This window comes from Streptomyces sp. NBC_00425 (assembly GCF_036030735.1).
Classification (GTDB): Bacteria; Actinomycetota; Actinomycetes; order Streptomycetales; family Streptomycetaceae; genus Streptomyces.
Map to the genome: position 1 here is coordinate 7,850,664 of NZ_CP107928.1, position 14,491 is coordinate 7,865,154.

The 14,491-nt window shown below is 74.1% G+C and carries 12 protein-coding genes and 1 riboswitch; of the genes, 8 read left to right on the plus strand and 4 right to left on the minus strand.

Annotated elements, in window-relative coordinates; all coding sequences use genetic code 11:
* The first annotated feature begins 1 nt into the window (after position 1).
* From OHS82_RS34585 to OHS82_RS34605, 5 genes are all read left to right on the plus strand, one after another.
* Positions 2-1,081 carry an ABC transporter ATP-binding protein gene (locus OHS82_RS34585; RefSeq protein WP_057583666.1) on the plus strand — a complete coding sequence of 360 codons (1,080 nt, stop codon included), beginning with the start codon at positions 2-4 and terminating at the stop codon, positions 1,079-1,081.
* 22 nt (positions 1,082-1,103) lie between these two features.
* Positions 1,104-2,582 (plus strand): HAD-IA family hydrolase, encoded by a 1,479-nt coding sequence (locus OHS82_RS34590; RefSeq protein WP_057583667.1) that lies wholly within the window; start codon positions 1,104-1,106, stop codon positions 2,580-2,582.
* A 106-nt stretch (positions 2,583-2,688) separates the two neighbouring features.
* Positions 2,689-3,915 carry an MFS transporter gene (locus OHS82_RS34595; protein ID WP_242433422.1) on the plus strand — a complete coding sequence of 409 codons (1,227 nt, stop codon included), beginning with the start codon at positions 2,689-2,691 and terminating at the stop codon, positions 3,913-3,915.
* Positions 3,916-4,156: 241 nt separating this feature from the next.
* The gene (locus OHS82_RS34600; protein WP_057583672.1) at positions 4,157-4,945 is read left to right on the plus strand and encodes a carbon-nitrogen hydrolase family protein; all 789 of its coding nucleotides are present in this window, start codon (positions 4,157-4,159) and stop codon (positions 4,943-4,945) included.
* 62 nt (positions 4,946-5,007) lie between these two features.
* Positions 5,008-6,705, plus strand: coding sequence for a flavin monoamine oxidase family protein (locus tag OHS82_RS34605; RefSeq protein WP_328435182.1), 1,698 nt, complete (start codon positions 5,008-5,010; stop codon positions 6,703-6,705).
* Between the two features lie 18 nt (positions 6,706-6,723).
* Here OHS82_RS34605 and OHS82_RS34610 read toward each other — a convergent pair whose 3' ends face one another.
* Entirely contained in the window at positions 6,724-7,437 is a 714-nt protein-coding gene (locus OHS82_RS34610) for a DUF5995 family protein (RefSeq protein ID WP_057583676.1), read from the minus strand.
* Between the two features lie 142 nt (positions 7,438-7,579).
* On the opposite strand from OHS82_RS34610, the gene OHS82_RS34615 reads away from it, so the two are divergent.
* Together OHS82_RS34615 and OHS82_RS34620 are read left to right on the plus strand one after the other, a co-directional pair.
* Positions 7,580-8,701, plus strand: a complete 1,122-nt coding sequence (locus OHS82_RS34615) for a glycoside hydrolase family 6 protein (protein ID WP_328436138.1) — start codon at positions 7,580-7,582, stop codon at positions 8,699-8,701.
* Between the two features lie 245 nt (positions 8,702-8,946).
* Positions 8,947-9,405, plus strand: coding sequence for an acyl-CoA thioesterase (locus OHS82_RS34620; RefSeq protein ID WP_328435183.1), 459 nt, complete (start codon positions 8,947-8,949; stop codon positions 9,403-9,405).
* On the opposite strand, the gene OHS82_RS34625 is transcribed toward OHS82_RS34620, so the two are convergent.
* Positions 9,365-10,585, minus strand: a complete 1,221-nt coding sequence (locus tag OHS82_RS34625) for an MFS transporter (RefSeq protein ID WP_057583682.1) — start codon at positions 10,583-10,585, stop codon at positions 9,365-9,367. The genes OHS82_RS34620 and OHS82_RS34625 overlap by 41 nt on opposite strands.
* Positions 10,586-10,720: 135 nt before the next feature.
* Between OHS82_RS34625 and OHS82_RS34630 the strand changes: the two genes are divergently transcribed.
* Positions 10,721-12,238 (plus strand): ROK family transcriptional regulator, encoded by a 1,518-nt coding sequence (locus OHS82_RS34630; RefSeq protein ID WP_057583684.1) that lies wholly within the window; start codon positions 10,721-10,723, stop codon positions 12,236-12,238.
* Positions 12,239-12,296: 58 nt separating this feature from the next.
* On the opposite strand, the gene OHS82_RS34635 is transcribed toward OHS82_RS34630, so the two are convergent.
* Positions 12,297-13,040 (minus strand): SDR family oxidoreductase, encoded by a 744-nt coding sequence (locus tag OHS82_RS34635; RefSeq protein ID WP_057583686.1) that lies wholly within the window; start codon positions 13,038-13,040, stop codon positions 12,297-12,299.
* A 113-nt stretch (positions 13,041-13,153) separates the two neighbouring features.
* Positions 13,154-14,056 carry an RNA polymerase sigma-70 factor gene (locus OHS82_RS34640; protein WP_328435184.1) on the minus strand — a complete coding sequence of 301 codons (903 nt, stop codon included), beginning with the start codon at positions 14,054-14,056 and terminating at the stop codon, positions 13,154-13,156.
* Between the two features lie 235 nt (positions 14,057-14,291).
* A riboswitch (FMN riboswitch) is annotated at positions 14,292-14,422 on the plus strand.
* The last annotated feature ends 69 nt before the right edge of the window (positions 14,423-14,491 follow it).

Consider the following 14,491-nt stretch of genomic DNA (forward strand, 5'->3'; position numbering starts at 1 on the left):
CATGACCGTGCTCGATACGACAGCGACGAAGGCCGCGAAGCAGGCGGCGACCGTCGAGTTCCGGGGACTGCGAAGGGAGTTCGGCCCGACCGTCGCCCTCGACGGCCTCGACCTCACCGTCCCGCCGGGTGAACTCCTCGCCCTGCTCGGCCCCTCCGGCTGCGGCAAGACCACCGCGCTGCGGGTGCTCGCCGGATTCGAACACCCCGACTCCGGTGCGGTGCTCGTCGACGGCGAGGACGTCACCCGGGTTCCGGCCCACCGCCGGGACGCCGGGATGGTCTTCCAGTCCTACAGCCTCTTCCCGCACCTCGACGCGCTCGACAACGTGGCCTTCGGGCTGCGGATGCGCAAGGTGCGCAGCGCCGAACGGCGGGCGCGAGCCGCGGAGTTGCTGGAGCTGGTGGGACTCGCCGACAAGGGTGCGCGGTTCCCGCACCAGCTCTCGGGCGGTCAGCAGCAGCGCATCGCGCTGGCCCGGGCGCTCGCCCTGCGACCGCGGGTCCTGCTCCTCGACGAGCCGCTCTCCGCGCTCGACGCCAAGGTGCGGCTGACCCTCCGCGAGGAGATCCGGCGGCTCCAGCAGGAGCTCGGCATCACCACCCTGTTCGTCACCCACGACCAGGAGGAGGCCCTGTCCATGGCGGACCGGGTCGCCGTGATGCACGCCGGACGGCTCGAGCAGTGCGCCGCCCCGGCCGAGTTGTACGGCAGGCCGGCCACGGCCTTCGTCGCCGAGTTCGTGGGCACGACGAGCCGGATACCGGGACACCTGGACGGCGACACCGTCGAGGTGCTCGGGCGTCGGCTGCCCGTCGACGGCCGGGTGCCGGCCGTCACCGAGGTGGACGTCCTGGTGCGGCCGGAGGCGGTGCGGGTGCGGGCCGAGGACGCCGGGAGCGCCCGCGTGGTCGCCACCTCCTTCCTGGGCGCGGCCGTTCGGCTCACCGTCCGGCTCGCCGACGCCACCGAGGTGAAGGCCGACCTGCCCGCCCACGAGGCAGCCGGGCTCGCGGCGGGGACCGCGGTGACCGTGTCGCTGCCGGACCGCCCGGTGCTCGTGGCCGAACGTGCTTCCTGATCCCGTGCCGAAAGAGGAAACCGTGACCCGACTCCCGCTCCAGGCCGCCCTGTTCGACATGGACGGCACGCTCGTCGACACCGAGCGGCTCTGGTGGGAGGCGGTGGAACGGGTCGCCGGACGGCCGCTGACCGAGACGGACCGGCCGGAGGTGCTCGGCCGCCCCGTCGAGCACACCGCCCACTGGCTGGCCGCCGGCACCGGACGGCCCGCGGCGGGCCTCGCCGAGGCGCTGCACCGAGAGTTCGCGGACCGCGTCCGCGCCGGCATAGTGCCGCGCCCCGGCGCGCTCGCCCTGCTCGACGCCCTGGCCCGGGAGCGCGTGCCGACGGCGCTGGTGACCGCGTCGCCCCGGGCGGTCGCCGACCTCGTGCTCGACGCGCTCGGCGCGAGCAGGTTCGCCGTCACCGTCACCGCCGACGACACCGAGCACACCAAGCCCGCCCCCGACCCCTACCTCGCGGCCTGCCGTGCCCTGGGCGTCGACCCCACGGCCTGCGTGGCCGTCGAGGACACCGAGACCGGGGTGGCCTCCGCCGAGGCGGCCGGCTGCGCGGTCCTGGCGGTGCCCTCGCTCGCGCCGATCGCGCCGGCCCCCGGCCGGACCGTCGTGGCCGGCCTCGAAGGCGTCACCCCTGAGCGGCTGCGCTCCCTGCTGCCGGACCGGCTCCGCGTCATGACGTGGAACCTCTGGCACGGGGGAACCAAGGTCCGCGACCACCGGGCCAAGCAGCTCAAGATCCTCACCGAGGCCGGTGTGGACGTGGTCGGGCTCCAGGAGACGTACGGCAGCGCCGCCGAGGAGCTCGCCGAGGCCCTCGGCTGGCACCACCACCGGGCCGGGGAGAACCTGGGGATCATCAGCCGCCACCCGATCACGGCCGGCCTCGGCGACCCGGACGTGGGCTTCTACGGAGCGGCGGGCGCCCGGATCCGCGTCCGCGGCGGGGAGGTGGACGTGTGGACGGTCCATCTGGACTGCGCGCCCTACGGGCCCTACGAGGCCGCCTTCGACGGGCTCGCCGCAGACGCCCTGACGGCCCACGAGGAGGGCCGGCTCGCACGGCTGGAGGACGCCCTGCGCCGGATCGGAGAAGGCCCCGACCTGCCCGTCGTCCTCGTCGGCGACTTCAACTGCCCCTCCCACCTGGACCGGCCGGACGCCGGATGGCCGGTGACGAGGGCCGCCGAGGAGGCGGGCTTCGCCGACTCCTACCGCGAGGCGCACCCCGACCCCGTGCGGGAGCCCGGTCACACATGGTCCCCGGTGCACGCGGAGCACGAGGACGGCAGCGGCCGGCCGGAACCGCAGGACCGGATCGACTTCGTGCTCCACCGGGGCCTGCGGGTGCTCGACTCGCGGACCCTGGTGACCGGCGGCATCCGGCCGTGGCCGGACGTCGAGGACAACGACTGGCCCTCCGACCACGCCGCGGTGGTCACCACGTTCGCGATCACCCCCACGGCGGTCCCGGGTAAACCGGTGGGCGAGGGGACGTGAAGCGCCTACCATCGATGACATGACCTGGCGACATTGATCCACGACCGGCTCCGACGTCCGTCGACTGACCGCCACGCTCTACGCGTACGCGTTCCTCGACGAGTTCGTGCTCCTGTACCCGGTGTACGCGCTGCTGTTCGCGGACGCCGGGCTGTCCGTCGGGGAGATCTCCTCCCTCTTCGTGCTGTGGTCGCTGACCGGCGTCCTGCTCGAGGTGCCCTCCGGCGCCTGGGCGGACGCCGTCTCCCGACGGCTGCTGCTGTGGACGGGCCCCCTGCTGGGCGCGGCCGGCTTCGCGCTGTGGGTGCTGTTCCCGTCGTACTGGGCCTTCGCGGCCGGCTTCGTCCTGTGGGGCGCCCGTGGCGCGCTGGGCTCCGGCGCGCTGGAGGCACTGGTCTACGAGGAGCTGGACCGGGCCGGCGCCGCCGACCGGTACGCCGGGGTCATGGGGCGCGCGCACGCTCTCGGCCAGGTGGCCGTGATGGCGGCGATGGGACTGGCCGGCCCGGTCTTCGCGGCCGGCGGATACCCGGCCGTCGGCGCGGCCAGCGTGCTGGCGTGCCTGCTCTGCGCCGCGACGGCGACCTGCTTCCCGGAGCACCGCACCCCGGCGTCCGCCGGGAGCGACGGCGGCGACGAGCCCGCCGGCGGCGATGCGGGCGGGGACCGGGGCACGGACGCCGACGGGGGCGAGCGCGACGAGGACCGGGCCCGGACGCCGCGCACCGCACTCTCCCTGCTCACCGGACTGCGCCGGGACCGTCCCCTTCTCGGCGCCCTGCTGCTCGTCCCCGCCGTCACGGCGGTGTGGGGCGCGCTCGACGAGTACACCCCGCTCCTGGTCAGGGAGACCGGGGCGGCGGACGCTGCCGTCCCGTACCTGCTCATGACGATCTGGGCCGGGGTGACGGCGGGCAGTCTGCTGGCCGGTGCGGCGGAGCGCCTCGGCCGCACCGGGCTGGCGGCGGTCCTCGCGGGCGCCGCGCTCGCCCTGGCGGCCGGCGCGCTGACGGGGGCGCAGGCCGGCATCGCCCTCGTCGGCCTCGCCTTCGGCGGCTTCCAGGCGGCGACCGTCCTGGCCGACGTCCGGCTCCAGCAGCGCATCGAGGGCGGCGCACGGGCCACCCTCACCTCGATCGCCGGCCTGGGCACCGAGCTGGTGACCGTCGCGGTGTACGGCGCGTACGGCGTCCTGGGCGCGCGGTTCCCGCACGGCGTCGTGTTCGCCCTGTGCGCGCTGCCGTACCTGGTCACGGCCCTGGCGGTGGGCCGGCGGGGAAGACGGCGAGTGCACTGTCGCGGGGCCGTCGGAGCACGCGGGCGAGGGGGGTGACGCGAGGCCGGGGGAGAGAGGGGGTGACGCGAGGCCGGGGGAGAGAGCAGTGAGTGCTTGATCGGCGGGCCCGGTGAGCGCAGAGGGCGGGGACGGCGCGCAACGAATCGCCGTCCCACCCGTCACGCACGCAACGAACCGCTCACCGTCGCGCAACGGCTCCTCCTTGTCCGGCCCGCGCGGCCGCCCGTACCGTCTAGGTGGCCCCCACAACCACCCTTTCGTCCGGTGAGGATCACGCATGCGCACCGCCCTGCTCCAGAGCTCCGGCCGCCCCGGCTCCGTCGTCGAGAACCTCAAGGTCCTCGACGAGGCCGCGGACCGGGCCGCCGCCACGGGCGCCGGGCTGCTCGTCACGCCGGAGATGTTCCTCACCGGGTACGCCATCGGCGACGACGTCGCCCGCCTCGCCGAGCCCGCCGACGGCGACTCCGCGGACGCCGTCGCCGAGACCGCCGCGCGGCACGGGATCGCGATCGCCTACGGCTACCCGGAGCGCTCCGGCGCGACCGTGTACAACGCGGTCCAGCTGATCTCCGCCGACGGCGGCCGCCTCGCGAACTACCGCAAGACCCACCTCTTCGGCTGCTTCGAGCGCGAGCACTTCGCCGAGGGCGGGCGGCCCGTCGTCCAGGCCGAGCTGAACGGCCTCACCGTCGGCCTCCTGATCTGCTACGACGTCGAGTTCCCGGAGAACGTGCGGGCGCACGCGCTCGCCGGCACCGACCTGCTCGTGGTGCCGACCGCGCAGATGCATCCCTTCCAGTTCGTCGCCGAGTCGATGATCCCGGTGCGCGCCTTCGAGAACCAGATGTACGTCGCCTATGTCAACCGGGTCGGCCGGGAAGGGGAGTTCGAGTTCGTCGGACTCTCCACCCTGGCCGGACCCGACGGCGTCGCCCGGGCGCGCGCGGGCCGCGCCGAGGAGCTGGTCTTCGCCGACGCCGACCCGGTCGCCCTCGCCGCCTCCCGTGAGGCCAACCCCTACCTGCGGGACCGCCGCCCCGGTCTCTACGGGTCCCTGGCCTGACCTCCGCAACGCCGAACGCCGCACATCCTCAGCTCATCTTTGCCGCAAGGAGTCCGCACCCCATGACGTCCACCGTGCCCAACGCCGTCGAGCACGCAGACGAGCAGCAGCCGCCGATCACCATGTTCGGTCCGGACTTCCCGTACGCCTACGACGACTTCCTCGCCCATCCGGCGGGCCTCGGTCAGATCCCGGCGACCGAGCACGGCGCCGAGGTCGCGGTCATCGGCGGCGGGCTGTCCGGCATCGTGGCCGCGTACGAGCTGATGAAGATGGGGCTCAAGCCGGTCGTCTACGAGGCCGACCGCATCGGCGGACGACTGCGCACCGTCGGCTTCGAGGGCTGCGACCCCTCGCTCACCGCCGAGATGGGAGCGATGCGCTTCCCGCCGTCATCGACAGCGCTCCAGCACTACATCGACCTGGTGGGGCTGCAGACCCAGCCGTTCCCCAACCCCCTCGCGGAGGCCACCCCTTCGACGGTCGTCGACCTCAAGGGCGAGTCCCACTACGCCGAGAACATCGACGACCTGCCGCAGGTCTACCGTGACGTCGCCGCCGCCTGGAACACCTGCCTCGAAGAGGGCGCCGACTTCTCCGACATGAACCGGGCCATGCGCGAGCGGGACGTGCCGCGCATCCGCGAGATCTGGGCCGGGCTCGTCGAGAAGCTCGACAACCAGACCTTCTACGGCTTCCTCTGCGACTCCGAGGCCTTCAAATCCTTCCGCCACCGGGAGATCTTCGGTCAGGTCGGCTTCGGCACCGGAGGCTGGGACACCGACTTCCCCAACTCCATCCTGGAGATCCTGCGCGTCGTCTACACCGAGGCCGACGACCACCACCGAGGCATCGTCGGCGGCTCCCAGCAGCTGCCGCTGCGCCTGTGGGAGCGCGAACCGGAGAAGATCGTCCACTGGCCGTACGGCACCTCGCTCAGCTCCCTGCACGAGGGCGGCGAGCCGCGACCCGCCGTGACCCGGCTGCACCGCACCGCGGGTGACCGCATCACCGTGACCGACGCGAACGGCGACATCCGCACCTACCGGGCGGCGGTCTTCACCGCCCAGTCCTGGATGCTGCTGTCGAAGATCGCCTGCGACGACTCGCTCTTCCCGATCGACCACTGGACCGCGATCGAGCGCACCCACTACATGGAGTCCAGCAAGCTGTTCGTGCCCGTCGACCGGCCGTTCTGGCTCGACAAGGACGAGACCACCGGCCGGGACGTCATGTCGATGACGCTCACCGACCGCATGACGCGCGGGACGTACCTGCTCGACGACGGCCCCGACAAGCCCGCCGTCATCTGCCTCTCGTACACCTGGTGCGACGACAGCCTGAAGTGGCTGCCGCTGTCCGCGAACGAGCGGATGGAGGTCATGCTGAAGTCGCTCGGCGAGATCTACCCGAACGTCGACATCAGGAAGCACGTCATCGGCAACCCCGTGACGGTGTCCTGGGAGAACGAGCCCTACTTCATGGGCGCGTTCAAGGCCAACCTCCCCGGTCACTACCGTTACCAGCGGCGGCTGTTCACCCACTTCATGCAGGACCGGCTGCCCGAGGACAAGCGGGGCGTCTTCCTCGCGGGAGACGACATCTCCTGGACGGCCGGCTGGGCCGAGGGCGCCGTGCAGACCGCGCTCAACGCCGTCTGGGGCGTCATGCGCCACTTCGGCGGCGCGACCGACGCCACCAACCCGGGCCCGGGCGACGTGTACGACGAGATCGCGCCCGTGGAGCTCCCGGAGGACTGAGTCACCTGCCGGCGCGCCTCACAGCGGGGTGAGCATCATCCGTCCCGCGAAGCCGACGGCCGTGTCGAGACGGTCGGTGAACTCCACCGCCACGTCGGGGAGTCGGCGCAGCGCCCACAGCGCCCGGGCCGCCGTCCAGGTGGCGTCCCGGGCGCGTTCCAGGCTCCAGGCCCCGAGCAGATGGGTGAGCGGATCGGCGATCTGCAGCAGATCGGGGCCCGGCATCAGCTCTTCGCGGAGCCGCTCCTCCAGCGAGACGAGGAGATCGCCCACGCGATCGAACTCGTCCTCCAGCTCGGCCGGTTCGCAGCCGAGGCTACGACAGGCGTCCACCACGGCGAGCGCGAGGTCGTGCCCGATGTGCGCGTTGATGCCGGCGAGCGCGAACTGCAGCGGACGTACGCCGGGGTGACGGCGGAACTGCAGCAGCGGGCGCCAGCAGGCGGGCGGACGCCGGTCGCCGGGCACCGGATCCACCGCGTCCAGGTAACGCTCGGCGAACCGTACGTCCAGCGTGATCGCGGCGTACGGGTCGGGGAAGCGGCCCCGGTCGACGCGCCGGCCGACCTCCTCGGTCACGGCGAGGTAGACACGGTTGAAGACCGCGACCCCGTCGCGCGCAGGCAGGGCCGCGTCGAGGGCCCGCATCCGGGCGAGCACGCCGTCGAGGCGCGGGTCGGCCGGGCGGACCCCCGCGTCGACGGGAGGGGTGAACTGTTCCGATTGCGGCATGGGGGCAGGGTGGCAGTTCTAGGCTGGCCCGCGTGCCGACGAGCCCGACGCTTCCCCGGAACGGGGGAACGGGACCGTCGCGCGGGAGGGGAACAGCACGGTGTCAGGGGTACGTGAGCGACGGGCCGGGCGGCGCAGCGCCATGGTCCTGGTCGCCTCGGTCGTGGTCGCCCTCGGCGCCGCGGCCGGGATGGTGACCGCGCTCGGCGACGGCGACGAGCGCGGTCATGGCCGCGACACCGACGGCGTCCGGCCGCAGACCGGCGCGACGCTGCTGTCCCCCTCCCCTCCGCCTCTCCCGTCCGCCTCCGCGGCTCCCACCACCGTGTCGCCCACCGCGACGCCGACCCCCTCGGCCGTCCGCCGCGCGGCGCGCGAGCCGCGGACGCCGGCCGCGTCCACGAGCCTGTACCGGCACTCCGAGTCCCAGGTCCTCGACTGGGTCCGCGCCCATCCGGCCGACCCGCGCACCTCCGTGATCGAGTCCCGCATCGCGAACCGGCCGGCCGCGGTGTGGTTCGCCGACTACGCGCCCGGCACGCTCGCCGCACGGGTCCGCGCGGTCACCTCGGGCGCCGCCGCCGAGGGCCGGGTCCCCGTCCTCGTGGCGTACGCGATCCCGGACCGGGACTGCGGCGGCGCCTCCGAGGGCGGCGCGCCCGACCTCGACTCCTACGACGGCTGGATCGACCGGTTCGCCGCCGGGCTCGGCTCCGGTGAGGTGGTCGTCGTCCTGGAGCCGGACTCGATCGCCCAGGCCGACTGTCTCGACGCGGGCGCGCGCGCCGGCCGCTTCGCCGCCCTGGCCCGCGCGGGGCGCGTGCTGAAGGCGGCGAACCCGGCGGCCCGTGTCTACTACGACGCCGGCCACTCCCACTGGAACCCGCCGGCCGAGCAGGCCGCGCTGCTGAAGCAGGCCGGCGCCGCCTCCGCCGCGTCCTCCGACGGGATCTTCAGCAACGTCTCCAACTTCCGCGGCACCGCCGACGAGGCCGCCTACGCGCGCCGGGTGCTGGACGCACTGGGCGGTCCGGCGGGTCTGGGCGCAGTCATCGACACGAGCCGCAACGGCAACGGCGCGCCGGCCGACGACGAGTGGTGCGACCCGGCCGGCCGCAGGATCGGCAGGGCGCCCACCCTGGACACCGGCCAGGCCCGGATCGACGCCTATCTGTGGGTGAAGCTGCCGGGGGAGTCGGACGGCTGCAAGGGGGCGGCGGGCGAGTTCAGCCCCGAGTACGCCTATGAGCTGGCGTCGTCGTAGCTGCTGGCGCCCTCGTCCGGCAGCGGCGGCCCGGTCCTGAGGTGGGCGGCCGCGAACGCGCGCAGCGCGTGGGAGCCGACGACGACGATCGTGCCGAGCGCAGATCGACACGGGCGTTGAGCCAGATCTCCCGTGGACGCGCGGCCGAGGGGCTGCCGGGGCGATCACCAGGGGGAAGGGTGAGCGCCCGCTTAGGGAGCGCATACGATGGGGATCGTCCCCCTCACCTGCACAGGAGCCCCGCCGTGACCGCCGAAGCCCCGCTCGCCCCCGCCGTGTCGTACGGCCGCCTCGTCCCGGTCACCGTCCACTTCGACGACCTGGACGCGCTCGGACTGCTGCACAACGCCCGCTACCCGCTGATGGTCGAGCGCGCCTGGACCCAGCTGTGGCAGGAGTACGGGGTGCGCTTCGAAGGAGACTGGGAGGCGGCCGGCGACGCCTGCAACGCCGTCAAGGAACTCCGCATCAGCTACGAGGCGCCGGTCACGAGGCCCGGCGCGTACGCCGTGCACCTGTGGCTGGAGCGGCTCGGCACCACCGGCCTGACCTACGGCTTCCGCTTCTGTTCGACGGACGGGACGCTCACGTACGCGCGGGGCGCCCGGGTCCTCGTCCGGCTGGACGCGGCGACCATGCGTCCCGCTCCCTGGAGCGAGACCCTCAGGGCCGGGGGTCGGGCACTGCTGCGGCCCGCGGACTGACCTTCGCGCCCGTCCGCTGCCCGCCGCGCAGCACGCCCGCGAAGGCCACGAGCCCGCACGCCAGCACGGTCACCACGACGAACGACACCATCAGGCTGGTCGCCTGGGCGACTCCGCCGATCAGGCTCGGGGCGATCAGCCCGGAGGTGTAGGTGATCGTCGCGACGCCCGCGATGGCCTGACTGGGGTTGGGCCCGCTGTGGCCGGCCGCGGCGAAACACAGCGGCACGACGACCGCGATGCCGAGCCCCATCAGCGCGAACCCGCCGATGGCCACCGCCGGATGCCCCGCGACGACGATCAGCAGCCCGCCGAGCGCGGCCAGCACGCCGCCCGCCCGCACGGTGCGCACCGCGCCGAACCGGTCGACCACCGCGTCTCCCGCGATCCGCGCCACCGCCATCGTGAGCATGAAGCCGGTCGTGCAGGCCGCCGCGACCCCGGCCGACGACTCGAGCCGGTCGCGCAGGTACACCGCCGACCAGTCAAGGCTCGCGCCCTCCGCGAACACCGCGCAGAAGCCGACCGCGCCGATCAGCAGCGCCGGGCGGGGCGGCAGCGCGAACCGCGGGGGCGGCTCCTCGTCCGCGGCCGGCCGGATGTCCAGCACCCACTGACAGACCAGCAGCCCGAGCACGGTGAGGGCGGCCGCGGCCAGCGCGTGGTGCACGCGGGCGTCCACGCCGAGGTGGGCGGCGAGGGTACCGCCGGCCGAGCCGATCAGCGCACCAGCGCTCCACATGCCGTGCAGCCCGGACATGATCGACTTTCCGAGCAGCCGCTCCACCTCGACCCCGAGGGCGTTCATCGCGACGTCCGCCATGCCCGCGGCCGCGCCGTAGGTGAACATCGCCAGGCACAGCGTCGGCAGGTTCGGGGCGAGGGCGGGCAGGACGAGCGACAGCGTCCACAGCGCGAGCAGTCCGCGCAGGGCCGCACGGCTGCCGAAGCGGTGGGTGACCGAGCCGGCCAGCGGCATCGCGCAGGCCGCGCCGAACGCGGTGAAGGCCAGGGCGAATCCGAGCCGGCCGGCGGAGACGTCGGCGTGGTCCTGGATCCAGGGCACCCGGGTGGCGAAGGACCCGGTGACGGCGCCGTGCACGGTGAACACGGCCGCCACGGCGTACCGGGCGCGCCGCACCTTCACCGGTGTGCAGACCACTTCGCCCACTCCGCTCATTCTCCCGCCCTCCCGGCTCCGTCGACGGCGCCCGCGCACCGCCGAAGTAAACTATCAGGAACCCTGCCTGATAAATAGAGGACCTCCGGCCGGTCCGCCGACCGGGTCCTCCTCGGCCGTGGGAGGATTCCCGCCATGCCCGCAACCCCGAGCACCGCCCGGGCCATCAACGACCGGCTCGCCCTGCGGCTGCTGCAGCGCGAAGGCCCGTTGACGGCGGGGCAGCTGAAACAACTGACCGGCCTGTCCCGTCCCACCGTGGCCGACCTCGTCGAACGCCTCACCGCCGCCGGGCTGATCCGGGTGGTCGGAGAGGCCGGCGAGCAGCGCCGCGGGCCCAACGCCAAGCTCTACGGCATCGTCGCCGACCGCGCGCAGCTGGCCGCGCTGGACGTGCGGACGGAGGGGGTCGCCGTGCTGGTCTCCGACCTGGTGGGCCGGGTGCTCGCGGAGGCCTCGGTGCCGATCGGCGGCGACACGGGCACCGGAACGGCCGTGGAACGCGCGGTCGCGCTGGTCGAGCGCGTGGTGAAGGAGGCGGGCGCCGACCGGCTGCACACCCTGGGCATCGGCGCGCCCGGACTGATCGACCCCGCGAGCGGTGAACTGCGCGACTCCAGCGGCCTGCCCGAGTGGCACCGCCGTCTGGTCGCCGCCCTCCAGCACCGGTTCCCGCAGGCCCACGCGCACATCGAGAACGAGACCAACCTGGCCGCCCTGGCCGAGCAGCGCGAGGGCGCGGCCCACGACCGCGACACGTTCGTCCTGCTGTGGCTGGGCCACGGCACCGGCGCGGCCGTCGTCCTGGACGGAGCCCTGCGTCGGGGCGCCTCCGGCGGCGCAGGCGAGATCGGTTTCCTGCCGGTCCCCGGCACGAGCGGGCTGCCCTCGGCGACCGACTGCGAGGGCGGCTTCCACTCCCTGGCCGGCTCGGCGGCGATCGCCGGCCTGGCGCAGACGTTCGGCCTGACACCGGGACCGCACACCGAGGAACCGGTGGCCGCGGCCCTGGTGCGGGAGGCGGTTGCCGCGGTGCGCGGCACGGAAGGGGAGCACGCCGGAGAACCGGAGTCCTTGACGCAGGAGGCGGCGGGGACCGCCGCGGGTGAGGCGGGGGCCCGGACGACGGCGGCTGGGGCGTTCATGGCGACCGAGGCGTCGGTCCGGACGACGGCGGCCGGGGCGGGCTTGGCGGGGGCCCGGACGGCAGCGGGCGGAGCGGGCGGGGCGTCCGCGGAGGCGGGCGAGGCGGGGGCCCGGAAGACGGCGGCCCGGACGACGGCGGGCGGGGCGGCCGAGGCGTGCGTGGAGGCGGGCGAGACGTCGGCGCGGCGTGTCGCCGCCGCGCGTTTCCTCGACGCCCTCGCCGACCGGCTGGCCCTCGGCGCGGCCTCCGTCGTCGCCGTCCTCGACCCGGGCTGTGTGGTGCTCGGCGGTGAGGTCGGCCAGGCCGGCGGGGCAGTGCTGGCCGACCGGGTGGCCCGGCGGCTGCGGCACATGGCCCCGCTGCCCACCGAGGTGCGGCCCGGCGTCCTGGGCGGCGGCGCGGTGCTGCGCGGGGCGCTGCTCACGGCCCGCGAATCCGCCCAGGAGGACCTGTTCGCAACGGCGGCGACCGGCAGCCCCGAAGCGCCCCGGGTCCTGGTGCCGTGACCGGAAAGGTCACCCGGCAGACCTTTCCGGACGCGGCGCGACTCCGGACGCGGCGCGACTAGCGCCGGACGCGGGTGGCCAGATAGTCCTCGAAGCTGACCTTGCCCACCGCCCGCTCCGGGGCCAGATGGCCCCCGGAGCGGAAGCCCCGGTAGGCCGCGCCCCACAGCGGTACGTTCACCACCGCGCACCGCCTGCCGCTCGCCTTCAGGAACGCGCGGGCCAGCGACTCGGCCGTGCGCACCTCGGGGCCGCCCACGTCGTCGACCCGCCCGGCCGGCGCACCGGCGGCCAGTTCGGCGAGCCGGTCGGCGACCTCCGCCACCTCCACCGGCTGGTCGCTCACCCGCGCGGGCAGCAGCAGCACCGGGACCTTGGCGAGTGCCTGGAACGCCTGGACCAGGAGATCGTGGAACTGCGTCGCGCGCAGCACCGTCCAGCCGAGCCCGGACTCCGCCACGAGCTCCTCCACGGCGAGCTTCGCCCGGTAGTAGCGGTACGGCACTCGGTCCACGCCGACGATCGAGATGTACACCAGGTGTGCCACCCCGGCCCGGCGCGCCGCGGCGATCAGGTGCGCGGCCGCCCGCTCGTCGCCGCCGCGCGGCGAGCTCGCGCAGTGCACGACCGTGTCGACGCCCGCCACGGCCGTGTCCAGGCCGGGTCCGCCCTCGCGCAGGTCGACGGCGTACGGTTCGGCGTGCCGGCTGAGCACCCGCACCTCGTGCCCGCCCGCTCGCAGCCGCTCCACGACGAGCCGGCCGAGGGTTCCGGTCCCGCCGGTCACCAGGATCGTGCTCATGCTGTTCAGTCCCTCCGGACAGCGGACGCTCCCTGCCGGAACGTCCTCCGGCAGCACAGACCGCTCAGCCCCCGCGGAATGTGACAGCGCCGGCGGAAGAGCGGCGCCCCGTGCTACATCCGGCCGAGCTGACGGCCCACAAAGTTTATGTCCGGGTTCATCATGACCTGTACGGCTGTGATCTCGTCCCCGCGGCCCTCGAAGCCGAGCGTGGCGATCAGCGCGCCGTCGTCGTGGACCAGTGCGCCCGGTGCGGCGTTGAGCTCGACGACCGTCAACGAGAAGCCGGCCGCGAACGTCCGGAACCCGGCGTCCAGGAAGCGCAGCACCTTCTCGCGGCCCAGGATCGGCCGCAGGGCGGTCCGCACCCGTCCTCCGCCGTCGCTCCACCACTCGACGTCGGCGGCGAGCACCTTCTCCAGCGCCCCCAGGTCGCCGTCCCGCGCCGCCCTCACGAACGAGGCGACCAGCTCCGCCCGGCGTGCGGGCGCGGCCTCGAAGCGCGGGCGCGCCGCCGTCACCCGTTGCACCGTCCGCCGGTGCAACGGGCGGCAATGGGCCTCGCTCAGGTCGAGGACCTCGGCCGTCTCCCGGTGCGGGTAGGCGAACGCCTCCCGCAGCACATACACCGCCCGCTCTTGCGGGGTGAGCGTCTCCAGCAGCATGAGCATCGCCAGTGACACCGCCTCGCGCTGCTGCGCGGACTCCAGGGGATCGAGCGTGCCGTCCGAGGTGAGGACCGGTTCCGGCAGCCATTCGCCGACGTACGTCTCGCGCCGGGCGCGCGCCGAGGTGAGCCGGTTCAGGCACAGGCGGGTGACGGTCTTCGCCAGCCAGGCCGCGGGGTGCCCGATGGCCGCGCGGTCGGCTCCGCTGAACCGCAGGTAGGCGTCCTGCACCACGTCCTCGGCCTCGTGGGCCGAGCCCAGCATCCGGTAGGCCAGTCCGAACAGCCGGGACCGGTGCGCCTCGAACTCGTCGGCGCTCGCGGCCGTCCTGGGTTCACCCTGCTCCATGGGCGCACCCTGGCAGAGCGGGCGGTCGGCCGTGCGAGGGGGCCCGGCGGCGGGCAAGGGCCGTCGTCACCGCCGCCGGGCCGCACGGCTCGAGCCTAGAAAGGACTAGACCAATCCGTCAATAGGTATGGACCAATGGGGTGTTGAGCGGGCGAGGGGCGTCCTGTGAGCCAGCCCACATCCTTCACCTGTATGGACGCCTACCGGCCGTGGCAGACTGACCCTGTACCAAAAGCAGCGCACTCCGGGGTCGGTGAAAGTCCGAACCGGCGGTTACAGTCCGCGACCCGTCCGCTTCCAGCGGCCGGTTGACCAGGTGAAATTCCTGGACCGACGGTTAAAGTCCGGATGGGAGGCAGTGCGCGGCGGGCGGGCATTCGTGCGCGTCGCCGTATATGTACTCGTCGTTGAACGAGTCTGTCCGGCGTCGTCCCG